The sequence below is a fragment of the Arcicella sp. genome, assembly GCF_964672035.1.
This window is the reverse complement of sequence record NZ_CBABQS010000039.1, coordinates 1-26,348: the sequence shown is the minus strand read 5'-3', so window position 1 is coordinate 26,348 and position 26,348 is coordinate 1. Positions and strand designations below refer to the sequence as shown.

The window sequence follows — 26,348 nt, the reverse complement described above, 5'->3', positions numbered from 1 at the left end:
GGAACAATAGGTTGTATCCTTTTTTATTCGGAAATACTACCTATCAAGCTGTTTTTACTTTATAAGTTTTAGGATTTACCAAGTAATGACTTTTGAACATATAACTAAAAGTTTTTCTATTTTTAAACGCTAATTGATCACTCACTTCAGATACGCTAAGTTGTTGCGTTTCCAATAGCCAACAAGCATATTTCATGTGAACAGCACAATGATATTCCACGATTGATTTTTCAAACAGTTGTCGAAACAAGTTAGAAATTGTTTGAGGGGAATAGTTAAAGAGTTGGGCTATTTGGGTCAGATTTGGTTTTAATTCTACGGGCAATTGAGAAATATACCGTTCGATGGTTAACATATTTTGAAAATCCCTTAGAGAACATTTTCCATTTGAAAGCTCAATATTTAACGATAAATAATTGACCAAAGTATCGATAATATCCTCTCTTATCTGTTTGTAATCATTATATTTTTTTTTCAAAGTCAGCGAATTTGCAAATGGAAGTGCTTCTTTTGAAAAGAAAAAAAGTGGTACATTTGAGTTTCCAAAAATCGTAAGTTTATCCGATACTGATACAGTTGTTCTTATTAATTGTTCTAAAAACTGTATTTTAGGAATAACAAGTAATTGGAAATTTACCTCCGTATTTGGAGGAATCATCACTTCTAATCCAACGTTTGATGCCCACAGCAACGACCCCAATCCTACGCTGGACTGACCGTTGAGTAGTATCTCATTTATTGGTAGGTCAATATTTACTCTTAAATTTAGACAATTAGTAGATTTAAAATCGAGAAGATAAAAATGCGTTGATAATATATCTGCGGGATAAGTCAAGATTACCCCCGATTTTGTATTCAGTTCCCCATCCCATAAACCAACTTGTTGGGAATAAAATCCCGAATAAATTCCATCGATTTCTCCTTTAAAACCTTCAGTGACCGAACCTGGAATTTGAAGCTTTTTATTAGAAAGACTTTTTTTTTGTAAATCTGAAGATTGAATGGTAATTTTTTTGAATACATCGTCTGGCGGTTGTGTATTTTTCATAATTTATAACCTGGTTTTGATGTGTTAGAATAATGGTTAATATTTTCTAACAATTAATTTTTAGACTTCAACTTCACAATTGAAAATGGAACACAAATTGTCTTACAAATTACATCCGTAAATACAATATTTGAGGGAATTTTCCCTCCATTAATACTTCCACCAATAAAAGCTCGATTGGAATAGTTCCCTACCTCGGTAGCAACTACGGCAAAAGTGATATCTTGAAAGCTATTGGGATTTATCACCTTATTACTTTGGCAAGTTACCAAAGTCCTATTCAAATTATTTACGGTAATTGTACTTGGTTGACAAGTCCAACCAGCCGATGTCGTATTTCCAACCGATTGAAAAATAAGACCTTTTGATAACGTATCAGAAACCGATGTTAGCCCCGTAGTACTTGCGGTTCCCGTATTACCGATACTCAACGTATAATTATATTCTACGCCTACATTAGCAATAATTGGGGCTGTTTTATTAAGTACTAAATTGACTGGATTCGTGCAAGAATTTATCGTAACAGTTACAGGTTGCGAAGCTGGGCTGTAGCAGATAGCATAAACATACAGGTAATAAGTACCTGCCATAACTTGTGTAGGAGAACTTACTAAAGTTGAAACAGCGGGATTACTTGAAACAGTGTGCCATTCAAAAATTTGTCCTGCCACAGCAACGGGTTGTAGCGTCGTTAAATCAACCGTGGTGAGGGGACAAATATTTGTTTTTATACTGGCTAATAGAACAGGCGTGAGTGGACAATTCTGATTGATTTTCAACTTCGGTTGCAGATTATTATTAGCCGGCGAATCCAAAAAACTATTAAAACTACTTACAGTTTGAACATTAATATTCGTCGTTTCAAAGTCCGGTGAAACGGCGTTTCCATTTACCGTAAATAAAATATTTCCTCCCACAAATGCTCCGATGACCACTTTATTAGTCCCTCGCCAGACATCCGCTGAACCGATAGTTCCAATATGTTTCCAATCAAATAATACAGCTCCCGAACCGGTGGGAGCTGTACTTGCATTAGTGGTGTAATAGCTAAAGGCGGTACTAATGGTCAATTCAATCGAGTTTATAGGAATCATTGTTGAGCCAGTATTAGAAAAACTAACCGTTAATATAGCGGTCTGCCCTTTGGTAATTTGACTGGATGAAAACGATGCTCCCGTCACAGCAGGGTCGGCAAACTGTGCAAAAACAATATTGAGCCCAATCATAGAGACAAAGATGGTTAAGATTAATATTTTCATATTGTTTTGTTATTGATACTATTGTTTTGAGAACGCTAATTTGTCAGATATTTAAGAAAAAAAGTTTTTAGCGGTTGTGTAAAAAGTAAAAAGTTTAAAGTATTTCACGCCAAATAAAACTTTTAACCCAGCGATGTTCGCCCATAAACTTCCGACTTTTTACACAACCCCAACCAATCAAATTATAGTTTTCGAGTACTATTATTCCTGTAAAAAATATTATTTTTGAATTGATTGTGCTATTGAAGCTAAATTATTGAATGGATTAGTTTCTCCACCTCCATTCGGTGTAATGTTTGCGGTAAGATTTGCTTCTGCTCCAGCAGTTTTTGCCGTTACCTTAATCGCAATGCTACTTTTACCGTTGGCAGGAATTTTTCCCCAAAAAGTAAATAATGAACCAGAGGTCTTAGCAGTCATTGTCCAATCGGAATTATTTACAGCTAAATCAGCACCATCTTTTCCCAATCCAGTAGCAATGGTCGAGTTTTGAACAAAGGAGTAATCAAATCCAGTAGAATTTGGGATGAAAAATTCAATGGATTTTCCATTGGTAGATACATTCCCCACTTCGTTAATGTTTATAACCACCGTTTTAGTTGCACCTACGGCAAAAGTAGTGCTTACAAATGTAAAATTCGGGAATAAGTCAGCGCCAACTTCGATCGCAGTTATGATGATTTGGGAGGTATTGTTCGTTGTATTTACTTCACCTCCCCCACTCACTACCGCTGGCAGAATTATTAATGGATTACCAACCTGAGTCGCCGATGAAGTAAATGGTACACTAAAGATTGTACTCGATCCAGGTGCAATCGTAGTTGTAGAAGTACACGTTGTAACGATCCCACTCGTTGAACAAGTCCATCCGTTATTATCTGTTGGAAATGTACCAAATGTAGTTCCAAGCGGTATGTTTATAACCACCTTAATTGGCCCAACCGAAGTGGCCGTACCGATATTGCTTACCGTTACAGGTATTGAACTGATTTGAGCCGCAATTGGGAAAGGGGTTGGTAGTCCTACATTAATGGTAATGTCTGGAATCGTACATACGGTAATGGTAACGGTTGCTGGTGATGATGCCGGGCTGTAACAAATGCCTTTAGCGTACAAATAATAAGTGCCAGATAGTGCTTGCGAGGGCGAACTCACGAGTGTTGATGCAATTGGATTGCTTGCTACGGTATGCCATTCAAAAGTTTGTCCCAATACTGCTAAAGGCTGCAAAGTCGTCAAATCAGCGGTCGTAAGTGGACATATATTGGCTTTTGTAGTTGCCAGTAACATGGGTGCTATTGGACAACTCTGATTAATTTTCAATTCAGGCTGAAGATTATTATTAACTTGCGAATCATTGAATTTGGTCAAATTATCCACTGGCTGAACATTAATATTGGTGTTCTCATAACCACTCGAAACGGTATTACCAGTAACTGTCAATAGAATATCTCCACCGTCAAAAGCAGCAACCGCCACTTTATTACTACCTCTCCAAATATTTGAGATACCTGAAACCCCAAGGTAAGTCCAGTTAAAAAATTCGGCTCCTTTTCCCGTTGGAGCGGTAGTTCCATTGGTTGTGTAATAATTGGAAGCCGTACTGATGGTTATTTCAATTGAATTTATTGGGATTTCCGTTGAGCCAGTATTGGCAAAACTTACCGTCAACACAGATGTTTGTCCAACGTTGATTTGATTTGGAATAAAATTGGCACCCGTTACAGCAGGGTCGGCCGATTGTCCAAATACGAGATTTAGCCCTACGAAAAAAGCTAAAATTGTTGTTAAAAATTTATTCATTATATGATTTTTATATTGGCTATAACTTTAATCGATTGAGATATCATTTTTGTACAGATTGAGCTAACGTGGCAGAATTGTTAAATTTGTTGGTCTCCCCACCTCCATTCGGGGTAATGGTTGCTATGATGTTTGCTACCGTGCCTGCAGTATCTGCGGTCACCGTAATAGCAATTCGACTATTACCATTAGAAGGAATGATTGTGTTAGAACTGAGTAATAAACCAGTGTCCTGAGCGGTCGATGTCCAATTTGGATTATTCACAGTTTCATTATTTAATACGGTAACACTCGTTAGAATTTTATCAAAAACGTATTTAAAACCCGTAGAATAAGGAATAAATACTTCAACAGCTGTTCCATTGGTAGAAATACTACCAATTTCCTTAATATTTATGACCACCACCCTACTTGCTGCTACCGTGAAAACAGTGTTTAAAAATGTAAAATTGACGGTCAAATCAGCTGATTTTACCATCTCGCTAATAATGGTATTGGAGATATTATTCGTTGTATTTACTTCACCTCCCCCACTTACTACCGCTGGTAGAATTATTAAGGAAATCCCTACTTGAATTGGCAATGGAATGAATGGAACATTAAAAATTACGTTTGTGCCGTTGACGATTGGGGTTGATGAAGTACAAGTTGCAGTAGTTGTACCACTCGCTGAACAAGACCAGCCATTATTGGTAGTAGTTTCTGGAAATAGGCCAAATTTAGTTCCTGTGGGTATTTGTACCACCACCGTAACCAGCCCTACTGTTGGACTTGTGCCTATATTCGTGACCGTTACAGGAATAAAACTGGTTTGGCTCACGATCGGAACAGGTACTGGTTGACCAATACTAATGGTTAAATCGGGACTTCCAACCGCTACAATAGCGGTTACCACAATAATAGACGTTACCGAACTGCAGTTTGTAGGATTAGTAACTTCACATATTTTATAGGTAAGACTATAATTTCCTGCGGGTGTACCTGGGGCAACAGTAACAGTACCATTTGCATTTAAGGTCAGTCCTGATGGAACTGTGACTCCTGTTAAGGTAACATTTCCTTTTGCTGTTCCAATAACGACTGCTATTCCATTTAATTTATCATTTGAGGTTAAATTACTGGTATTTCCTCCTGTGATTCCGTTCACTCCTGCAGTAGTCTCTGTCACTGCTTCTATAACCGGTGTCCCCAAAGATGTAGAAGTAACGCATTCTGGACTATTATAAATAATACCTGCGTAAGTTGTGGCTGCACCAGCAGTAGAAAGAAGCCTACCCGACAGAAACAACCCAGCGCCTGAGGTACAAGCACCACCGTGGGAAAGAAATGTTCCTTTTAAATCAGCGGCAGCTCCTATGCTAACGGCACCAGTGGCGACTCCAGCTCCGCCAATCCAAAAAATATTACAACGTTGAGCTCCGTTCGCTAAAATTATTTTTGCTTGAGCCGCTATACCAAGTGCCCCCGCAAATTTAAAAACAAATATGGCATCTTTATTACCTTTAGCGTCTAAGGTGAGAGTTCCTCCTAAAGAACCTGCCCCATTTACAAAATAAACGCCAGTATTAATTATTTCTCCGATGCCAAATGCAGCAGCATGGTCAGTAACCGTATTTGGTAGAGCCATCAGTGCTGTATATGCTTTATCAATATCTATTTTTGCTTGTGCGGTAGCAGCATCAGCAGTTGCAAAAGAGCCTACAATAATAGATGACTCATAACCAGACGAAGCGCCACCATCTGTTCCAATTTTTCCATTAATTCCGCTGGTACCGGTATTTGTTACAGCACCGAAGCTGGTAAAAAGGGCATAGTTTGAAAGAACGCCCAAAACATTAACAGACGTGGCAGGCGTACAGTCCGCTTCACAAAATATTGGAATGGTACAAGTGCCAAGCGGTAAACTAACAACCGCTCCAACTCCCGTCGTTATCGCTCCTTCCATGCTAAGCATTCTTCCTTCAAGAATAGCACCTGCCCCAATCCCTACAGCACCTATTTTTGCGAATAAAGTTCCTTTTAAATTAGCAGCAGCCGCAATTGAAATAGCTCCATCAGCCATGAAAAAAACATTACAGGATTGTGTTCCTCCAGTTAAGGTTATCGTTGCCCCCGCTCCTGCGGTCAAGGCTCCGCCCCATTTTATGATGAAGAAGGCATCCTTATTACCCCCTCCATCGAGGGTAAGGGCTCCTCCTATGGAGCCAGCAGCAGGTATGGAATAGACGCCAGGGGTTAATATTTCGCCACCTCCAAAAGCAGGAGCATGAGTGGCAGGATAGTCCACAAACTTGCTGTTAAGATGAATATAAAATCTAAATAAATCGAATCTGGCCTGCGCAGTTGTCGCATTGGCATTGTAGGTATTGCCCTTAAAAGCAGGTGGCGCATCAAATCCGCTAATTATTCCAATATTTGTACCTACATCGCCGGTAAGGAATGTTCCAGCTCCACCGGCAACTCCTCCTGCTCCTGTATAAGCTCCAAATGAAGTAAGTATTCCTAAATTGGCTACGCCATTAGGAGTCTGACTAAAGACTACATTTGATAAAAATAATAGTGCAATAGTTATTGCAGAAAATAGTATTTTTTTCATGATAATTAGTTTAATTTTTAAACATTTCCTTACGAGAATTTATGGCAACAGAAAGTTGTAAGTACTAAAAGAATCGAATGTTCACTATGAATTTGGTGTACAAAATGAAGCTAATAAGAAACATATACCCACCTGGCCAAATATAAATATTGGCAAAATTGGGTCCTCGAACGTAGCTTTGCGAATAACATCCGCTTAACAGTGTGATAAATACAAAGTAGAAATTAATTTTGATCTGATAAAAAGTGGTCGTTTTCAATTCATTGTTGATTTAGCAAATGTTAAAGACTTCGCTCGAAAGATTAATCTATATGATAAAAATCACATTCATAACTGGCAATACTGTGATGCTTACATACTGGTTGCAATTTCAATTCCCTAACTAATGCGAATTCGTCATATTACTTACCTTTTTAGTCTAAATCATAAATATTATCATTAACAAACTTTGAATTTTTACCAAAAAAAAACGCCTAATAATAGGCGTTTTTTTTTGCAAAGCATTAATAATCAATTAGTTAGTAATTATTGTTTGTCTATTACCACCGTAAAACAACTCCCAACACCAATTTGGCTGGTAACATTTAATGTACTATTGTTTTTTCTGGCAAAGTGGCTAATGAGAATAATGCCTAAACCTAATCCACTGTCGCCAACCTCTGGTGTTATTTTTCTGCTAAAAACCTTTTCGATAAAATCTAATTTTTCCGCTTCAATACCATCGCCTGTATCGGATACAATAATTTTAATTTGTTGAGTTTCCAAATTTTCTTTAACATCAATGTTAATACGTCCTCCTATTGGTGTATTAGTATTAGCATTGGCAATTAAATTTCGAATAATAATATCTAAACATTTTGGGCTGGTTTTTACGATTAAATTATCAGGAATATTCAAAAAAATGGTTATATTTTTGGTCTTCATAGCGGCTAAATAACGAGCCACTAATTCATTTAGGAAAAGAGAGATGTCGAAACTTTTAGCGGTAATATCTATACCGTAACTTTTAGCAGTCCCCCAATCCAGCATATTATCCAATAGTAATGAGGTGCTATAACCCAAATAATCAATCTGATTGGCAACTTGCTCCATGGCAGCCGTATTTTTAGTTCTGATGAGATAACCCAAAACACCGCCCATATTAGTTAGTGAATTAATGGAGCCTCTCAAATCGTGGGTTAAAATGGTGTAAAATTTATCTCTAAAACTCGTTATTTGCTTTTCTCGGTAATAATATTTTCTTAGAAATATTAAGGAAATAATCATGAAAATTAATAATACCGAAATAATTCTTAAATAGTTATTTAGCCGTTGATTAGTATCTTCAATAATTTGTGATTTAGCCAAAGCTATTTGCTTTTCAGAATTTTGTTTTATTTGTATAATGACTTTTGCGGCTTTCTCGAATTCATTTTTGAATAAAAGTGCTTCCATTTTCTTCTGCTCGATTTGTAATTTATTTTGTAGCGAAATTTGGATCAATTGAGAGAGTTTCTTTTCAGTAGCAAGGTCTTTCTGTTCCAATTCGCTCCATTCAAAATTATAAAGCGTTTGAATCTGATGAATTGTTTTTTTAGAATTATCCAATTCCAATTTTTGATAATAAATGATACTATCCGCCAATGCATTGCTGTTGATGGGACGACCTAATTTAATGTCGATATCTCGCTCATTCCGAAAAATGTTTATTAAAGTGCTGTAAGTGGTTTCCCCTGTTGACTGCATATAGGCAATTTTGGGGGTTTTATGAAAATACTGAATCGCTAAATGACTAAATTTTAAGGCCTGCTCGTATTGGAGTAATCCATTATAATTTTTGGCATAGTTTAGATAAATTCGGGATAATAAATGAAAATTGTTAGGCTTCACTTTGCTATTTAATTCTTTATTTATTTCAAGAGCTTTATTATAATTTTTTACGTCAATATAAAAACTCGTTTCGATGAATTTAACGAATGTAAAAGTGTAGTCGAGACTGGGCGTGGTGTTATATAATTTCATCAACTGACCCATCATTGACAATTTTCCGATTGGCGTGGGTTCATATTTCAAATTAACCATCAAAAAAAGTATTTTGGAATGTGGATCAGTGGTGGTATTAACCAGCGTTTTAGCCTTCAGAATATAATATTTCGCTAAATTCTCAGTTTCTGAACCATTGTGATAGATATACATTAAACACAAATAACTCAGAATACTTATTTGGGCGGATGTATCATTCAGGTCTTCCGCAATGTGCAGTGCTTCGGTAAGTAATTTTACGGCTCTATCATTTTGGGATTCATTATCTAATAATTCTGCTTTGTGCATTTTGAAGTAAAGAATTCCATTTTTATTCTTTAATTTTTGTGCAACTTTTTCAATTTCGGTTAAATATTTATATCGGTTAATACTCAATTCCCAAGAATAACTTCTTTCAATTTTAATGAGGTTTTTAAGCCTATTTTCATCAATCCTTGGATTTAACACAAGCCATCGCTCTAAACTATCCGAATTGTTTTCTGGATATGTATCTTTAAAACTGTATTTTTGAGCAAACACATTAAATGACAAAATAAGGAAAAGTGCTAAAAAAATAGCTCCTAAAGACCACTTTTTACGACAGTAAATGTTAATGATCATTTTGTGCTTAGTAAGTAAGGTGGTTGTTAGTGGATGTATATGTTTTTTCATGGCATAACAATTTCAGTTCATTCCTGAAAATAAAATAACCACGAATATTTAACTAATTAATATTCGGTAGAGTTTACACGCAAAATTTAACAGGAAAACTCAAATGGCAAATTTTCAAAATATTGTACAATGACTTTTCCGAACGTTTTTTATTATACGTTATTTTTTAAAAAAGGTTTGATTGAGAAAGAGAGGTAGTACAATTTTATAATGTTTCTACAAAAATTTATTGACCATTTAAAATGTTTTTTTTGTAAAAATTATAATAATTTATGTGGGGAGTATGCAAGAGATAAAAAAGAATGACTGAATAAAAGTGGGTAATGATAGAGATAAATGATAGTATTTTTACAAATATAGCACAAAACTATAGCATAATATTGATTTTGGCTAAATGAAATAGTTAGCTCAAAAAAATAAAACCACAGTTTGTTCACAACTTATTTTCATAAGTAAATGACCAATCTGTGGCAACAAATCAAAGTAGTTAGGTTATTCCGTATAATCTCCGCACGTTATTTTGCAAAAAAAATGTTTCTAAAACTAATACTTTGTAGATATGGATGTGTTAGTGTTTATTCTTTTCAAATGTTATTTAAAACTGCTTTCTCTCCAAATAATTCTAAGGCTTTCCGATTGTAAGCCAATGCAGCATCTAACTCACTATCAAACGTTCCCAAAATGATGCTTTTGTTGTTGTAGCCAATACGGGCTATATAACTAACTGTAACACCTCTAAAGTTCTCTTTCGCATTTTTGCATTGCTTATTTTTGTGGTAATAACTATGCGAAGCCTGACCAAAAGTGACAAATTCTAAATTACTTTTCTGGCAATTTAATGAATCCCCATCTTTAAAAAATAATCGTTTTCCAGTGGGTGGTATTCCAACAATTAGGTGTTGTAAAAATAACGAAGTCGTCTTTTTTTCTCCTTCTTCAGATTTTATAAACGTTCTTGCATAATGTCTTATTTTGCGGGATAAACTGGCAGTCCAAATGTAATTTTTTACTAAATCATAGTCCTCTTCGTCTATAAAAGCATATTTATCGTGTGTTAAAGCGATTTTTTTCATATTTCATATTTTAGGAATGCCTAAATTTTATTGAATCTCGTCTTCAAGTAGGAGTTCGGCCTTAACCAACCGAACACCCTATTTGAATTCCTATAAAAGTTTATCTTTCCAAAATGAATTTGAAAAAATGGGAAACCCCTGGCGGAACTTTTACAGTATGAAATAAATGCAGCCCAAATGACTAATCTTACACTAATTGTTATAAAACCTACTCACCGCCGTAAGTTTGTTTACAGCTAATTATTAAAGATTAAATCACTTGGAGAACATTGAAATTTATGTTTAAACAATCTGGTGAAACCAGAAGGATGATTAAAACCAACTTTATAAGATACCTGCGATACTGAATAACCTCCCGTTCGGAGTAAATCCCGAGCCATAATAAGTCTTTTCCCTAAAATATGTTGGTGGGGACTTTCACCATACTCATTATTGAATAATACTTTAAATTTACTGACACTCATATCCGCCATACTCGCCATTTCTTGTACAGAAGGTGATGTTTTATATAATTCAGAAATGACCTTTTGTAGAATTTCTTTTATTTTTTTAGTTTCCAGCGATTGTGTTTTCATTCCTTTATTGTCATTTTGTTCAACCTTCAAGTAGCCCAAAAAATCGCAAATAAATTGTAAACAGTAAGATTGTAAGAATAAAGCTTTAAAGGTCGATTGGTAATAATCTTTGTGAAATTCCAAATATTTATATGAAAATAGACTGAGTGTTGAGGTAAACTCAACTTTAATTTTTTCCAAAACATCTTCAATCTTATTGTCATTTAAATGAAATATCGTCGGGATGTAATCGCCTAAACAAGCACAACTAATACCAATACATATATAAGGAGCCGTATTTTTGTAAATATCTATAAATACGTAGTCATCAATAAGATAATCCAATATTTCATTACTAAGCAATTGCAACTCATCTGATTTATCAGAAATTATACAGAAAAAAGAAAATTTACTCCCAAAATCATAAATATTCGAATCACCAAGATTTATTGAATTGAGATTATCGAAAATTTTACCTGCCCTTCCATTCACAATTTGACACCTACTGATTACAGGCATTTTCTTATCATCGACCATTTTTCTCTGCGGTTTATCTTTACCATCCGTTATAAAGTTGATGATAAATATAAGGAGTGTACCAGTGCTAAATCAATTCAGTACATTACTGGTAGTGATTGGGGGATAAGTGTACTATTTACGGTCAAATTAAAACAATAATATCAAATATATGCTGACAATTACGGAGCAATTAAGATACATAAAAATTTGTTTAAGGATAATTTTCATCTTTTTTCTCGTTTTTTATAGAATGTTATAAAAAGAAAAGGTATGAATTATGTAATTTTTTAAAAAAATTATATAATATTTTCAGTTATCAAAAGCTTATATTTGCCCACTTGCGATTATTTTTAAATTAAAGGACATTAATGACAGCGTATGAAAAATATCAATATAGTATTATTAGAAGACGATCCGATTGATCGAATTAAAATAGAAATTATGATTGCGGAGTTTACTTCAAACCAATACATTTTTCAATTAGTCAAAATATTTGAATCGCTCGAATTGTTACTTGAATTTCTCGAAACACAAACTGTCGATGTTATTATTTCGGATGTTTTTACGAAAAAGCGTGCTACAGGCATCGAATTGTTAAAAAAAATAAAAAACAATGTTAGCCATACCACCCCGATTATTCTAATTACACAATCACAAGATTTGGGTGTTTACCAGGAATCTCAAGAATATGCTCATCTTCAATATTTGATAAAGCCTTTTCATAAGTTTACGCTTCAATCTACCGTTGAAAACGCAATATCTATGAATCGTGAAGAGCAAGAAGATGCTAATTTTAATAAAAAATTTATATTTTTAAAAGGCAATTCTGATAGTACAGACAAGGTTAAACTGGATGAGATTCTTTTTTTGGAAACCGATGGCAACTATTGCTATATCCATATTAAAAATAAAAAATACATCATAAAAAAATCACTCAATAAAATTTTACAAGATGACCTTGATGATAATTTTATCAGGATCCACCATCGTTATGCGGTGAATAAACAACACATTCAAATGGTGAAACTTCACTCCTTAGAAATTTCAGGAAAAATTGATTTTCCAATTGGAAAAAGTTTTAAGAAACTGGTAAACACTTTATTGTAATCTTGCGAGATTTTCTGATGTTTGGACAGGAGACCCAAGGAGGGTTAATTTTCTTTTCTATTTTACTTTTGAATAAAAATTAAAAATCTAAGAAAAAGCCTTTTGCACGTAACTACTGAGTCCATATATTTTGATTCATTTATTACAAATAACATAAAATGGTTAATGTATAAACGGGTGGAGCTTTGCTTCACTCGTTTGTTTTATTCGGAAACAATGGGACGTCTCTTTACTGAAATAGGAATTACGCAAATATTTTCCAGAAACAAAATATAAAAAATGCCCAAAATTTTAAAATTTTGGGCATTTTTGTTTAACGTTAAAGAATATAATTCTCAAAATAACTAAACGTTATCTACCCCCAATTTTTCCTTAAAAACCTCAACCAGTTGCCGTGCATAACGTTTTCAATATCAGTTGGGGTATAACCTCTTTTTTCAAGAATGGTAGGAATGGTTTGTAAATCGGCAATGGTATCTAAATCATAAGGACTTTGTTCACGGCCAAAAGCACCGTCCAAATCTGAGCCAATACCTACGTGAAGAGCGTTGCCCGCTAATTGACAAATATGGTCGAGGTGGTCAACCATAACCGCCAAATTACAATTCATTTCTTCGGGCGTTGATTTGCCTCTTTTCCAATTGGGTACCATCATCCAAGCATCCAACGCTCCGCCAATTACCGCATCTCTACTGATTAATTCCTCGATTTGTTCATCACTAAATTGACGGTTATGATTTACCAAACTTCTGCACAAATTGTGGCTCGCCCAAACCGCTCCATTAAAATGATTCATGGCTTCCCAAAAACTATCATCACATAAGTGCGTGGCATCCAAAATAATGTTGAGTCGTTCCATTTCTTTCAATAAATCTTGCCCAGCTTTCCCCATAAAACCCGTCGCATCGGTTCCCTGAGCGTATCGTCCTGGCCCGTAATGTGCAGGACCAATGGCACGCAAACCATATTGATAGGCTTTTTCTACATGATTTATCGTCACAAGCGAATCTGCACCCTCCAAACTTAAAATATATCCAATTGGTTTATGTTCATTGGGCGTTCCGTCGTTCCAAAGTTGTAAATGTTTTTCCAACGATTCAAGGTTATTAATTTGAACCATCTCTCCACATTCTTCCATGCTTTTATACCAAGCAACTTGCCCTTGTGTTTGAGCCCACGCCTGTTCGGGTGATGCCCAACCCGGTAAAGTGTTGTCGGGTTTTACAAAACGAGCAATTTGTGTGGCAACGACCAAGCCAATATTTCCTGCTCGCAAGGCTGGAAAAGTAACCGTTCCTTTGGCACGGTCGGGTTTATCGAGCAAGCCTTTTTCTCGCTCCCGAATTTCCGAAACCGATAATCTTAAATCACGATTCCATTCCATCGCATTCATGCTAAGGTCAAGATGTGCGTCTATTGTAAACATAATTGATAAAGTAATTTTTAATCTTTGTGAAGTTCAAACAAAGCCTCAATTTCTACAGGAATATTATCGGGAAGCGTGCCCATGCCTACTGCACTTCTTACGCCAATGCCATTTTCAGTGCCCCAAACTTGGGCGAAAAGTTCGCTACAACCATTAATCACGTAGGGATGGCGTTCAAAGTCGGAAACACAGTTGACCATACCCAAAATTTTGATTACTCGCTTCACTCTATCTAAACTTCCTAAATGCGTTTTGATGGTTGAAAGCATGGTTAAACCTACTTGACGAGCTGCTAATTTGCCTGCTTCAATGTCTAAATCTTTGCCAATTCGGCCAATAATCAAACTTTTATCGTCATTTACTGGCCCATGACCTGATAAATACAGATATTTTCCGTCAATCAAATAAGGTTTGTAAACCCCCAAAGGAAGCGGTGCAGGTGGTAAAGAAAGTCCCAGTATTTCAAAAGAAGTTTCGGGTGAGAGGAGTTCAAAGGTATTCATATTTGTATCGTTTTTGTTGCAAATGATTTATCGATGAAAGTGATTTTTATTTGCCATCCACCTTATTTGCAAGGTGAAAAAAAGCGGTATAATTGCTGTCCCTATTAATCCTGACCTTGATTAGTAATGATAATTTTACAATTCGTGAGTAATTAGTTTGTGTTCAGCTTCTTTTCTCGCTTTTTGAAAGGATACTTATGTTGAAAAAATATAATTCTTATGTTAATGGGTTATATCAAATTCAACGAAGAAGAAATACAGCACCTCGTATCAATGGAGTTAGCCACGAATCGTCAACCTTTACGAAATAGGGATGTTTCAAGATATTGCTGAAATAGTTTACAGCGATAATAACGAGTATTATCCTCGTATAAATACAATACTTTTATCTGTGGAAAGCGTTTTTCAATCATTTGTAACTTTTATTTTATTACTATAGCAAACGAGACGGATTAAAATTTTCTAAACACTACTTTGATTTTCGATAGTCTTGGCTTTCATTTTCCAATTGTCCCGAGCGTTGACCGTAATAGTTCGATTAATTTCAAAACATTTGAAATTAATCGAACTATTTTATATGAATTTAGCATACGAACAATCTCCTCGAGGGCGCCCAGTCTTTAAAATTGGCAATGTATTGCTGGCATTCTTCATACGCTTTGAGTACTTCCATTTTTTGCTTTTTTATTCAAATAAGCGTAACGATTATTAGCCTCATCTAAAAATACCGTTGGAAATTTCAAAATATGTTCTATATTGTACACGTAAATATTCTCCATAATACTCATTAGTTTGTTGGTCAAATTCTATTCGGTGGATTTTGTTTGATTTGTCGATTAAAATCTCTTAATTGATTGTATTCCCAACTTATATTAAGGAAGTGTCTTAAAAATGATTAGTGAAAAGCGCTAATTTCAATTAAGCCATTTCGTTCAAAATTTTCATGGCTGGAATCTTAGTAATCTCATTAATCATTCGAGAATTTTCATCAACCTTAAATAGCAGTAGCACTGCAACATCATAAATATGCGAATTAAACACATTTTTACTACCTTTTGTATCCTCATTTTATGGGGTTCGTCTTTCATTTTAAATGCACAAATCAAAGGTACTGAAGCAAACCCTTATGTATTAGAACCTTCTGCTACGACCGTAGCTTGGGGGTATTATTGGTCGGAAGCACCGGCAGTTTTACGAATTAAATCGGGTGATTTCGTGACCATTCATACGCTAATCACTTCAAATCCTGAAAGATTATTAGCTGCGGGAGTCCCTCAAAATAAAATTGAAAAAGAACTATATGATGTACAAACCGTAAAAGAAAGGGGCCCTGGTGGTCACGTACTTACGGGTCCTATCTATGTTGAAGGCGCTGAAGCGGGGGATATTCTTGAAGTTCGTTTCAAAACCATTGATTTAGCAATTCCGTATGGTTATAATGCTATTGGGCAAAATGGTTTTTTATCAGACGAAATATTTGAGCGAAAAACAAAAATCATAGAATTAAACAAAGAGAAAATGCTCGGCTATTTTAACGATAGTATTGCCATTCCTTTGCGCCCATTTTTTGGAAGTGCTGGTGTAGCACCACCCAAAGAAGCAGGCAAATGGAACAGTGCTCCCCCTTGGATAAATGCTGGTAATCTGGATAATAAAGAGTTGGTTACTGGCAGTGCTTTATTTATACCAGTACATGTGAAAGGAGCTTTATTTGAAGTTGGTGATGGACATGCTGCCCAAGGCAATGGTGAAGTAGACATCACCGCTATTGAAACATCTCTGATTGGTAAAATGCAGTTTATTCTACATAAAGGAAAAAGCCTGCGTTGGCCAAGAGCGGAAACCCAAACGCATATCATTACGATGGGTTGCGATAGAGATTTGAATGCCGCAACACATATTGCTGTTAGAGAAATGATACAATACTTAATGGAAGAAAAACATTTAAGCAAATCTGAGGCATATATGCTATGTAGTGTTGCAGTAGATGTCAATATTACGCAATTGGTGGATGGGAACGTCGGCGTACACGCTATGTTACCGAAGTCAATTTTTATAAAATAACGATTATCGAAAACTAAAAATAGAAGGAAATTATCTTCATAATTATCGAAAAAAAATTAATTTTGACCACCAAAAAAGAGAAAAATGAAAAAAGCAACCATAATTATCCTTTTATTTTTACATAGTTTTTTAATATTAGCGCAGAATATTCCCAATTTTCAACGATCTGATTTTCTTAAAAAAGACATTATCAAATCACGCATTGATGCTAATGTGCAAGTTTTTTACTATTACAAATCTTCTCAATCGAAGCCAAGACCTCTGGTTGTTCAGCTTCATTCGTGGTCTAATGCTGCAGACTCCTTGAAAACGGCTTTTTTAGCGCCAGAATCAAAAAACAAAGATTGGAACTACATATTCCCCAATTTTAGAGGGGTAAACAATCATGCAAAAGCCTGTTGTAGCGAGTTTGTAATTGGTGATATTGATGAAGCCATTGATTGGGCAATTAAAAATTTGAATGTCGATTTATCCCAAATTTACGTGGCTGGCGTAAGTGGTGGTGGCTACGCAACATTGGCTATGTATATGAAATCTCGACATGAAATTCGTGGATTTTCAGCTTGGGCATCTATTTCAGATTTATCGGCGTGGTATCGTGAATCTGTTGAGCGAAAAAACAAATATGCGGCAGAAATCCTCAAATGCACCGATTCTGGAGAAAAAATTGATGAAAATAAAGCACGGGACCGCTCACCATTGTATTGGAAAACACCCCTAAAAAAGCGTAGAAATAGTAGCTTACAAATATATGCTGGTATCCACGATGGCTATACAGGTTCAGTTCCGATATCGCAATCCATTGATTTTTATAATAAACTTTTGGTTGATGCGAAAGAGTGTGATACGGAAAAATTCATTTCGGAGAACGACAAGACAATCTTGATTAAAACCCAGTCATTTCCAAACAAAAAGTCGTATGGACCATTAGGAGATAGAGCAATTTTATACCAAAAAACCTCCCAGAAAATTAGCTTAACTATTTTTGAAGGTACTCATGAAATGTTGAATACCGAAGTGTTGGATTTGCTTTCAAAAAATAATAAGTAATAAGAAAATAATTAGTTCTTCAGTCGCACGAGTTTTGTCGGAAATTGAAGAAATTTATAAAGAAAGGATGCTTATTTTGATTAATAGAGGCCTCTTTAGGGTGAATCAATCCTTAATTATTAAATGATTTAAATTATTAAAATCTCCATGAAAAAACTCTCCATTTTTGTCTATTTATTAATTTCAACTTCATTTGGTTTTTCTCAAAATCTCAAAATTAAAGGTTTAAAACAGTCCGTTGAAGTCTTTACGGATACTTGGGGAATATCCCATATTTATGCTAAAAATGAGCATGATTTATTTGTTGCACAAGGATACATGGCTGCTTCGGATAGACTATTTCAACTCGAAATGTGGCGAAGACAAGCAACAGGTACCATGGCAGAACTTCTCGGAGAAAGTGAACTCAAGCGAGATATTGGTACAAGATTATTTAAATTCAGAGGGAATTTGACCGCTGAGTTAAAGCATTATCATCCAAGAAGCAAACAAATTATTGAGGCATTTGTAGAAGGAATCAATACCTACATTGCCGAAGCTCGCCAAAAGCCCGATGAACTCCCTTTTGAATTTAAACTACTGAATACCCTTCCTGATTTTTGGACTTCTGAAATTGTGATTAGTCGTCATCAAGGTCTATTAGGAAATATTGAAGAAGAAATCTCAAATGCACGTTTGGTGAAACTTTTAGGGGCTGACAAAGTGCGTGAATTATCGTGGTTTCATCCTAAAAATTCAGATACAGAACCTAATTTGGCATTAGACAAAATCTTGGATAATGATGTTTTGTTCGATAATATTTTGGAATATTATCAAGCATTCCGTGCGCCATTAAAATTTCCTCTCAAAAATACTGGAATAGGTCTCATAGATAATTTTGATGATTGGTATAAAGAAGAAAAGGAAAATGTTGGGTCAAATAATTGGATTATCGCTGGAAAAATGGCAGAAAGTGGCTATCCGATGTTGGCAAATGACCCACATAGAGCGCAAGGTGTACCCTCATTACGATATTGGGTGCATCTAAATGCCCCAGGTTGGAATGTGATTGGTGGGGGAGAACCAACTTTACCAGGCATATCAATTGGTCATAATGATTTTGGGGCGTGGGGATTGACAATTTTTGAGACCGATAACGAAGACTTATACGTCTATGAAACCAATGCTCAAAACCCCAATCAGTATAAATACAAAGGTATTTGGGAAAACTTGAAAATAATCACCGATACTATTCGAATAAAAGACCAAGCGCCAAAGATTGTACAGCTAAAATTTACGAGACATGGGCCAGTCGTTTTTCAAGATGCTCAAAACAACCATTTATATGCCGTTAGAGCTGGTTGGCAAGAAGTAGGTTGTTCGCCATATCTGGCAAGTTTACGAATGAATCAGGCAAAAAATTGGCAAGAATTTAGACAAGCCTGTACTTTTAGCCGTATTCCTGGAGAAAATATGATTTGGGCAGACAAGGCTGGACATATTGGATGGCAAGCAGTTGGGCTTTCACCGATTCGTAAAAATTGGTCAGGTTTGGTACCCGTTCCCGGTGACGGACGCTACGAGTGGGGGGGCTATTTACCCATAGATTTATTACCCAACAAATATGACCCAAACGAAGGCTTTGTGGTAACGGCAAACAATAATTTAACTCCTCCAAAGTTTCCCAATCGAAATGCAATTGGTTGGAAATGGGCAAATCCTGTACGGGCAAATCGAATAGAAGAAGTATTGAAATCTGGCAAAAAACATAATTTAGAAACCTTTTCGCTGTTACAAAATGATTACGTTTCTATCACGGCCCGCACACTTGTACCATTATTGAATCAAGTAAAAATGGCAGAAAATGCTTATAATCCCCATAAAAATAACCTTAGTAATTGGAAATCTTATGAATTAAATCCAGAATCTACCGAAGCTACTTTGTACGTCGCTTGGGAAAATCAACTGCAAAGAGCAGTACATGCTTTAGCGGTTGCCGAAAATGCCAGAAAGTACATGAAAACTATTCCAACCAAGCGATTGACCGATTGGTTGATAACGCCACCTGCATTTTTTGGAACAAATCCTCTGGCAAAAAGGGATTCTATCTTGATAAATTGTTTTAAAAATGCGGTTGATTCATTAACTATTCGCTTCGGAAATGATATCAGTAAATGGCAATATGGACAAGCCAAAAACAAACATATATCACTTACTCACCCACTTTCGGCTTGGGTTATGGACCCGTTGTTGAAAAACAAAATCAATCTTGGACCGATTCCGAGAGGTGGCTACGGAGAGACAGTCAATGCCACAAGTAATAATTTGAACCAATCGCACGGCGCTTCATTCAGAATATTAGTGGATACCGAAAACTGGGACCGAACATTGGGAATCAACAACCCGGGACAATCGGGTGACCCACGCTCTCCACATTATAGCGATTTATTTAATCTTTGGGGAGCAGGGGGCTATTTTCCAGTATATTTTACAAAGTCAAAAATTATGAAAGTTGCCGAGAAGCATTTGGTTTTGACGGGTAAGTAAACAGTTTTTAATGATCGTTTGGTGTTTTTAATTTAATCAAATTCTATCTAAAATCGCCACGGATTTGATGAAAAAATGTTGCCAAAATCTGTAAATAATTCATCGTTGAATCAATTTTGGGCTAATAAGTTGATGACAATTCACTATATTTGTTCAATCACTTTATCACAGAACAAATATGAAAAAATCGTTACTGTTGCTCCTTTGCATGGGCTACTTCAATTCACTTTTTGCCCAAAATACTTATTTCTTTCCCAGTAAAAAGCTAAATCCTGCTATTCCAAGTCCCGAGCAATTTTTGGGTTATGCCATTGGTTCACACCACACCTGGCACGACAAGTTGGTGGAGTATATGAGGGAACTGGATCGGGTTTCTGACAAGGTTTCCGTACAAAAAATTGGTGAAACTTTTGAACACCGAGAGCAAATAATACTAACCATTACTAATCCTACGAATGCTGCTAAATTAGAAAGTATTCGCCGAGAGCACCTTGACCTTTGTAACCCTTCCAAACCGTTGCCAGATGTTAAAAATATGCCTTCAATCGTTTGGTTAGGGTATAATGTTCATGGAAATGAACCTTCAAGCAGCGAAGCAGCCATGCTAACTGCCTACTATTTGGCTGCATCAGAAGAACCTGAAATGACCGATTGGTTAGCAAACGCCGTAATTTTGATGGAGCCAGTCATTAATCCCGATGGACGAGACAGACATACTTTTTGGGCGGATGCTAACCGAGGCAATCCACTGGTTTCAGACCCCAACGACCGTGAACACAACGAGGCATGGCCAGGCGGACGAACAAATCATTATTGGTTTGATTTAAACAGAGATTGGTATTTAGCAGTAAATATAGAAAGCAGAAACCGTTTGAACTTCTATCACCAATGGTTACCTAATGTGGTTACTGATTTTCACGAAATGGGAACAAATGCAACGCATTTTTTTGAGCCAACCAAAGAAAATGCCGAAAATCCACTTGTACCCAAATCCGTTTATCGTGATTTAAACGGTCGCTTTGCCAAGTATTTTGAAGAAGCAATGAATTCCATCGGTTCATTATATTACACCAAAGAATCCTTCGATAATTTTTATCCTGGCTATGGTTCAAGCTACCCTGATATGGAAGGAGGTTTAGGCCTTTTATTTGAGCAAGCGAGTTCAAGAGGACATTTGCAAGAAAGTCAGAATGGTGATTTGAGTTTTGCTTTTACCATCCGTAACCAATTGACTAACGGACTTGCAACGGTAAAAGCATCTTTGAATGAGCGTGAAATACTGTTAAAACACCAGCATAATTTCTTTGTAGATGTTATTTCACAAGCTCAAAAAAGCACGACCAAAGCATACATAATCGGTAATTCAAATGATGGTAGCCGCAACCGAGCTTTTTGGGATTTGTTGTTACAACATAAAATTGAATTTTATCAGTTAAACGACGATATAGTGCAAAGCGGACAAGCTTTTGAAAAAGGGAAATCTGTTATTATTCCGACAAACCAATCACAATATCTGATGATTCGTTCTATTTTTGACCGCCCTAAAACATTTGCAGATAGTATTTTTTATGATGCTTCCACCTGGAATTTAGCCTTGGCCTACGGATTGCCTCATGCCGAAATTACGACCAATTTTACTAAAGGCGAAAAGATTACAAAAACAGATTTATCGCCGAATATTAAAACAATCCCTAAAAGTAACTATGCTTATTTGGTTGACTATGCTGATTATAATGCTACCAAAGTTTTGTATCAATTACTTGATAATCAGATTCTTACTAAAGTTTCAATGAAACCATTTTCTGTAAAAATTACTGGTACAGAGAAAAAATTTGGATATGGAACACTGGTCATTCCAGTTAATAGCCAAAAGATATCGACGGACGAGTTACATCAAAGATTAACCAAAATTAGCCAAGAGACTGGGGTAATAATAGAATCAGTTTCTACTGGATTTAGTACTTCGGGGATTGATTTAGGTAGTAATTCGGTAGTAACTGTTAAAAAACCACAAGCTTTAATGCTTGTAGGTGGCAACGTGACGTCGTCGGAAGCAGGTGAAGTTTGGCATTTGTTAGATACCAAAATTGGCATGCCTATTACTAAAATCGACATTTATAGTTTTCCAAGAATCAATTTGAGTCGTTATAATACTATGGTAATGGTCGGTGGAAATTATGGAGCATTGGATAAAAGTTCAGTGTTAAAAATAAAAGCATTTGTTGCCAACGGAGGTACACTAATTACCCTAAAAGGCGCCTCTGAATGGGTGATTAAAAATGACATTGTGAAGGAAAAAATTCGAGAAATAAAGGCAGATAGTAGTAGAACTAAAGCCAGAATTAATTATGAAGATTATACCAACTCTGAAGGAGCAAAAGCCACAGGCGGAGCAATATTTGAGGCAGATTTAGACATTTCAAACCCAATATGTTTTGGTTATCAATCTCGCAAGATTTCTTTGTACCGTAATAATAATACCCTATTGGAACCGTCAAATATTGCTGCTAACACAGTGATGAAATACACTGAAAATCCATGGATTTGCGGCTACGTGCATAAAGAGACTTTGAAAAAAATCAGCAACTCGGCAGGTATTTTAGTCGCCAATGAAGGTAGTGGAAGAGTGATTTTGTTTTCGGACAATCCCAACTTTAGAGGCACTTGGTTTGGCACAAATAAATTGTTTTTAAACGCTCTTTTCTTCGGTGGAAATATTTCAAGTTTTAGAGGATTTGATGGCGAAACTGATACGGAAAAATAATGAATATGATTTAAGTAGGACAAAAAGTGTGGGGCAATTAATTTTTTCTTTAGCGTAACCATTTTAAGGTTGCCTATTAAACTAATTAACTGCATTAAAGATATTTTTTTCCACACTTTTTGATGCACTCCTTGATTGGCTAATCTAACTTTTATTGACCAAGGAAGACCAAGCGTATCAACAAGAATGATTCTTTCACATGTATTTACATATATTCACATATATTTACGTATATTTACGTATATTCACTTATGTTTAAGTTTTTCCCACCATCAATGCCAGTTTCCTCATTGGTAAACTAAACTTTCTTAACGCTTTGATCATCAATGGCTAACAAACTTGGAGTGCTATTTCCTCCTTGCTTTTTTCCCTCATTTGAAACGACTGAACCAAAGTTCTTTTTCCAGATTACTCATTATTTAAATTGAGTGAAGTGGAACGCCGCCCGGTGTAGAAAACAGTCCATTATGGTTATTTACTGTCTAAATTTCGCTATTGAAAACCAGTAGTATTGATTGAAAATTGGCAGTAATCATCATTCTCAAGTAGTGCTTACGCTTTCTTTGGTTGTCAATTCCATTGCGGCAATAATTTTATCGATGAATTGCCATTGAAAATCGGTGAATTCACAAAAACTTGTCTGCAACATCTTTGTTGTTTTGGTCGATAACAGGATACGCCGATTCTCACTTTAGCTATTTTTCATAATTCCCAAACAATCTCTAAGCTAAAAACTAATCTATGAAAATTTTACTTTGTTCTTTTTTTTGTATAATTATTATACATTTTTCTGTTTTTTCACAAACTGACAGGCTTGGAAAAACCGTTAGTTTAAATGCCAAAAGTTTTAATGCTTCCAAAATGAACTTTATTCAAAATAATGGTCTGGTAGCAAAAATGGCAGTTAAATTACCCATTCCTGATGGTACGTTAGGAGACTTTGTTTTAAATGAAACCCTTTTGGGTGAGAAAAGAAATCCAACTATTCAAACCTACGATGGCGTTTCGGTAGATGGAACCATCGTTCTAAAACTTACCGTAACCGCCGAAAAGATAGAAGGTTTGATGCACAGCCCTGATGGTTATTTTGTGATAGAACCCCTGGATTTGAAACAAGATTTGTACTTGATCTATAACATGAGCGAAATTCCTTCTAATCGAATGAAATGTGGTGCTGAAGGAGAAACATTTAAGCCTGTTAACAAGAGCGGGAGGGTTTTAAATACTTCTCCATTTCCCGTTGGGACTCAAATGAGAAATTATCGTATGGCAGCAGCAGCCACTGGCGAATTGACCGGTTTTTATACTAATCAATCGGGTGCAGTAGCTCAAATAACTTCCATTATGAATGCTGCCAATTTGATTTATGAATTAGAAGCATCCATCCATTTTACCCTGACAAGTGCCACAACTGGGTATTCTATTATTTTTACCGATGCCGCTACTGACCCATTTACGGTTGATCCCTCTTTTTCAAATGCGGGTAACAGCCAAGCGGGATTTACGGCAATGAATACTTCAAGTCTTTTGCCTTATGCTAATTATGATGTGGGACATACCTTTAATACCCTTGCTGACATTGGTGGTGGTTATTCTATTTCGGGACAAGCAGGGCCAACACCTTGTCAAAATACATCAAAGTCTCGTGGATGGACACAATGGACTTTAAATTCTCCTTTGGGGGCTATTGTTAATTTATTTGTACATGAAGTCGGGCATCAATTTTCAGCTCCACATACTTTCAATGCCGTGGGTGGGCCTTCTGCTGGTTCTACTTTTTGTACAGGAGGTTGGAGTTCTACCTCAGCCATTGAACCTGGAAGTGGATCTACAATAATGGCTTACGCTAATAACTGTTCGTCTCCTAATTATACTTTATCGGGAAGTAATAACCTTAACTATTTTCATACCAAAAGCCTTGAATTTATCTATAAGGCAGTAATAGGTACTTCGGGAACTTGTATTACCCAAACTGCAACGGGCAATACGCCACCAGTAGCCAGTGCAGGAGCTGGTATAGTAATACCCAAAGGTACACCATTCAAATTGACAGGAACAGCATCCGATGCTAACGGAGATGCCATGAGCTACACTTGGGAACAATATGATGTAGCCACCACCAGTGATAAAGGAGCATTTGGAAGTTCTATTTTGGGTACTGGTGGATACTATGCAGTAAATAGTACCACTGCTCCATTATTTAGAAGCCAAATGTCATCTACGGTTTTGGATAGGACTTTTCCAAAATTAACCCATATTCTAAACAGTGCCAACAACCCCGCTGATAGTGAAGCTGAAGATTTACCGCAAGTTGCTCGTAGTATGAAGTTTAGATTTACGGTAAGAGATAATAGAGCCAATGGCGGTGGAGTGGATTCTGATGAAACAATTGTAACGGTTGATAACTCAGGTCCTTTTTTGCTTACCTCACAAAATTCGTCAAGCCTTTGGATCTATAATGGAACTAATACCGCTGCCCTTACGTGGAGTGTGAATGGTACAAATGTCGCACCGTTGAACGTTGCAAATGTAAAAATCAGCTTTTCGATAGACGGAGGAACAACATTTCCTATCATTTTATCGGCAAGTACTCCAAATAATGGAACAGCAACCATTACTATTCCTAATAATCTTACCAGTCAAGGGAGAATAAAAATAGAACCCGTAGGAACGTATGCTTTTTTCGATATAAATAATGTAAATATTACGATTTCGAACTCTTGTAATGCCGAAATTACCAGTATTTCCCCCGTTACCTCCGTATCCGCCCAAGTTGGTAATGCTGCTTTGAATTTGGGCTTGAGTTCGTATGGAAGTGCGATTACAAGTTTTACGGGTTCTCTGACAAGTTCGGACGGTTCTTCAACTTTAGTAGGAAACAATGGTGGAACTTGCATCAATTATAGCAATCCGACAAAATATGATATTTACTCTTTTAAAGTGATTACAACAGCAAGCTATACCTTCACTATTAGTGGGCATCCTTTTTATACAATGTTCAATTTGTATAATGGAGCATTCAATGCTTCGTCTCCTTGTACTAATTGGATGGCTTCAACTTTTGATAATGTTAACAATTCACTTTCAACCACTATTACTAAAACGCTTACACCTGGTACTTACTATATCATGGTTTCAAGTTTTTCTGATTCGCAACCTACACTTCCTGCTAGTTATACAATCACCCCGTCTGGTGGTACAGTTTACAATCTTGCCCCTGCTTCTGGCTCTCCATATGATTATACCTATTTAGCGGTGAATAGTACAGGGAATATCGCCGGTTTCAGTAGCACTTCCGACTTCACTAATTCAGCTATTTATACCGCTGATACTTATACCGTTTACGGTATATCATACCAAGGTGGATTAAATTTGAGTGGATA

Annotated in this window: 16 protein-coding genes; 6 read left to right on the top strand and 10 right to left on the bottom strand. The window is 36.1% G+C overall.

Annotation, left to right across the window (positions count from 1 at the left end; translation table 11 throughout):
* Positions 1–43: 43 nt before the first annotated feature.
* The 7 genes from AC1W31_RS11950 to AC1W31_RS11920 form a co-directional block, all read right to left on the bottom strand.
* Positions 44–1,048, bottom strand: coding sequence for a helix-turn-helix domain-containing protein (locus AC1W31_RS11950; RefSeq protein WP_481734678.1), 1,005 nt, complete (start codon positions 1,046–1,048; stop codon positions 44–46).
* Positions 1,049–1,101: 53 nt separating this feature from the next.
* Positions 1,102–2,307: a hypothetical protein gene (locus tag AC1W31_RS11945; protein ID WP_481734677.1), complete on the bottom strand. Its 1,206-nt coding sequence runs from the start codon at positions 2,305–2,307 to the stop codon at positions 1,102–1,104.
* A gap of 219 nt (positions 2,308–2,526) precedes the next feature.
* On the bottom strand, positions 2,527–4,110 hold the full coding sequence (locus tag AC1W31_RS11940; protein WP_481734676.1) for a hypothetical protein: 1,584 nt from the start codon (positions 4,108–4,110) through the stop codon (positions 2,527–2,529).
* 43 nt (positions 4,111–4,153) lie between these two features.
* Positions 4,154–6,706: an ice-binding family protein gene (locus tag AC1W31_RS11935; RefSeq protein WP_481734675.1), complete on the bottom strand. Its 2,553-nt coding sequence runs from the start codon at positions 6,704–6,706 to the stop codon at positions 4,154–4,156.
* A gap of 525 nt (positions 6,707–7,231) precedes the next feature.
* Positions 7,232–9,379 (bottom strand): sensor histidine kinase, encoded by a 2,148-nt coding sequence (locus AC1W31_RS11930; protein ID WP_481734674.1) that lies wholly within the window; start codon positions 9,377–9,379, stop codon positions 7,232–7,234.
* A 584-nt stretch (positions 9,380–9,963) separates the two neighbouring features.
* Positions 9,964–10,452, bottom strand: a complete 489-nt coding sequence (locus AC1W31_RS11925) for an AP2/ERF family transcription factor (protein ID WP_481734673.1) — start codon at positions 10,450–10,452, stop codon at positions 9,964–9,966.
* A 236-nt stretch (positions 10,453–10,688) separates the two neighbouring features.
* Positions 10,689–11,543 (bottom strand): helix-turn-helix domain-containing protein, encoded by an 855-nt coding sequence (locus tag AC1W31_RS11920; protein WP_481734672.1) that lies wholly within the window; start codon positions 11,541–11,543, stop codon positions 10,689–10,691.
* Positions 11,544–11,903: 360 nt separating this feature from the next.
* Here AC1W31_RS11920 and AC1W31_RS11915 point away from each other — a divergent pair, with 360 nt between their 5' ends.
* Positions 11,904–12,632, top strand: a complete 729-nt coding sequence (locus AC1W31_RS11915; RefSeq protein ID WP_481734671.1) for a LytR/AlgR family response regulator transcription factor — start codon at positions 11,904–11,906, stop codon at positions 12,630–12,632.
* 355 nt (positions 12,633–12,987) lie between these two features.
* Here AC1W31_RS11915 and AC1W31_RS11910 read toward each other — a convergent pair whose 3' ends face one another.
* The 3 genes from AC1W31_RS11910 to AC1W31_RS11900 form a co-directional block, all read right to left on the bottom strand.
* On the bottom strand, positions 12,988–14,058 hold the full coding sequence (locus AC1W31_RS11910) for a dipeptidase (RefSeq protein ID WP_481734670.1): 1,071 nt from the start codon (positions 14,056–14,058) through the stop codon (positions 12,988–12,990).
* Between the two features lie 17 nt (positions 14,059–14,075).
* Positions 14,076–14,561 carry a RidA family protein gene (locus AC1W31_RS11905; protein ID WP_481734669.1) on the bottom strand — a complete coding sequence of 162 codons (486 nt, stop codon included), beginning with the start codon at positions 14,559–14,561 and terminating at the stop codon, positions 14,076–14,078.
* A gap of 650 nt (positions 14,562–15,211) precedes the next feature.
* The gene (locus AC1W31_RS11900; protein ID WP_481734668.1) at positions 15,212–15,340 is read right to left on the bottom strand and encodes a hypothetical protein; all 129 of its coding nucleotides are present in this window, start codon (positions 15,338–15,340) and stop codon (positions 15,212–15,214) included.
* Between the two features lie 247 nt (positions 15,341–15,587).
* Here AC1W31_RS11900 and AC1W31_RS11895 point away from each other — a divergent pair, with 247 nt between their 5' ends.
* From AC1W31_RS11895 to AC1W31_RS11875, 5 genes are all read left to right on the top strand, one after another.
* Positions 15,588–16,625 carry an acetamidase/formamidase family protein gene (locus AC1W31_RS11895; RefSeq protein WP_481734667.1) on the top strand — a complete coding sequence of 346 codons (1,038 nt, stop codon included), beginning with the start codon at positions 15,588–15,590 and terminating at the stop codon, positions 16,623–16,625.
* A gap of 84 nt (positions 16,626–16,709) precedes the next feature.
* Positions 16,710–17,675 (top strand): alpha/beta hydrolase family protein, encoded by a 966-nt coding sequence (locus tag AC1W31_RS11890; protein WP_481734666.1) that lies wholly within the window; start codon positions 16,710–16,712, stop codon positions 17,673–17,675.
* Positions 17,676–17,822: 147 nt separating this feature from the next.
* Positions 17,823–20,201: a penicillin acylase family protein gene (locus tag AC1W31_RS11885; RefSeq protein WP_481734665.1), complete on the top strand. Its 2,379-nt coding sequence runs from the start codon at positions 17,823–17,825 to the stop codon at positions 20,199–20,201.
* A gap of 178 nt (positions 20,202–20,379) precedes the next feature.
* Positions 20,380–22,965, top strand: coding sequence for a M14 metallopeptidase family protein (locus AC1W31_RS11880; protein WP_481734664.1), 2,586 nt, complete (start codon positions 20,380–20,382; stop codon positions 22,963–22,965).
* A gap of 861 nt (positions 22,966–23,826) precedes the next feature.
* Positions 23,827–26,348 (top strand): reprolysin-like metallopeptidase (locus AC1W31_RS11875; RefSeq protein WP_481734663.1); only part of this gene is annotated, 2,522 nt, incomplete at its 3' end.

Coding starts and splice junctions, on each gene's coding strand:
- AC1W31_RS11920 (WP_481734672.1), bottom strand. CDS start 11,543: ATGGTCGATGATAAGAAAATGCCTGTAATCAGTAGGTGTCAAATTGTG.
- AC1W31_RS11895 (WP_481734667.1), top strand. CDS start 15,588: ATGCGAATTAAACACATTTTTACTACCTTTTGTATCCTCATTTTATGG.
- AC1W31_RS11885 (WP_481734665.1), top strand. CDS start 17,823: ATGAAAAAACTCTCCATTTTTGTCTATTTATTAATTTCAACTTCATTT.
- AC1W31_RS11915 (WP_481734671.1), top strand. CDS start 11,904: ATGAAAAATATCAATATAGTATTATTAGAAGACGATCCGATTGATCGA.
- AC1W31_RS11935 (WP_481734675.1), bottom strand. CDS start 6,706: ATGAAAAAAATACTATTTTCTGCAATAACTATTGCACTATTATTTTTA.
- AC1W31_RS11880 (WP_481734664.1), top strand. CDS start 20,380: ATGAAAAAATCGTTACTGTTGCTCCTTTGCATGGGCTACTTCAATTCA.
- AC1W31_RS11930 (WP_481734674.1), bottom strand. CDS start 9,379: ATGAAAAAACATATACATCCACTAACAACCACCTTACTTACTAAGCAC.
- AC1W31_RS11905 (WP_481734669.1), bottom strand. CDS start 14,561: ATGAATACCTTTGAACTCCTCTCACCCGAAACTTCTTTTGAAATACTG.
- AC1W31_RS11940 (WP_481734676.1), bottom strand. CDS start 4,110: ATGAATAAATTTTTAACAACAATTTTAGCTTTTTTCGTAGGGCTAAAT.
- AC1W31_RS11900 (WP_481734668.1), bottom strand. CDS start 15,340: ATGGAGAATATTTACGTGTACAATATAGAACATATTTTGAAATTTCCA.
- AC1W31_RS11950 (WP_481734678.1), bottom strand. CDS start 1,048: ATGAAAAATACACAACCGCCAGACGATGTATTCAAAAAAATTACCATT.
- AC1W31_RS11945 (WP_481734677.1), bottom strand. CDS start 2,307: ATGAAAATATTAATCTTAACCATCTTTGTCTCTATGATTGGGCTCAAT.
- AC1W31_RS11925 (WP_481734673.1), bottom strand. CDS start 10,452: ATGAAAAAAATCGCTTTAACACACGATAAATATGCTTTTATAGACGAA.
- AC1W31_RS11890 (WP_481734666.1), top strand. CDS start 16,710: ATGAAAAAAGCAACCATAATTATCCTTTTATTTTTACATAGTTTTTTA.
- AC1W31_RS11910 (WP_481734670.1), bottom strand. CDS start 14,058: ATGTTTACAATAGACGCACATCTTGACCTTAGCATGAATGCGATGGAA.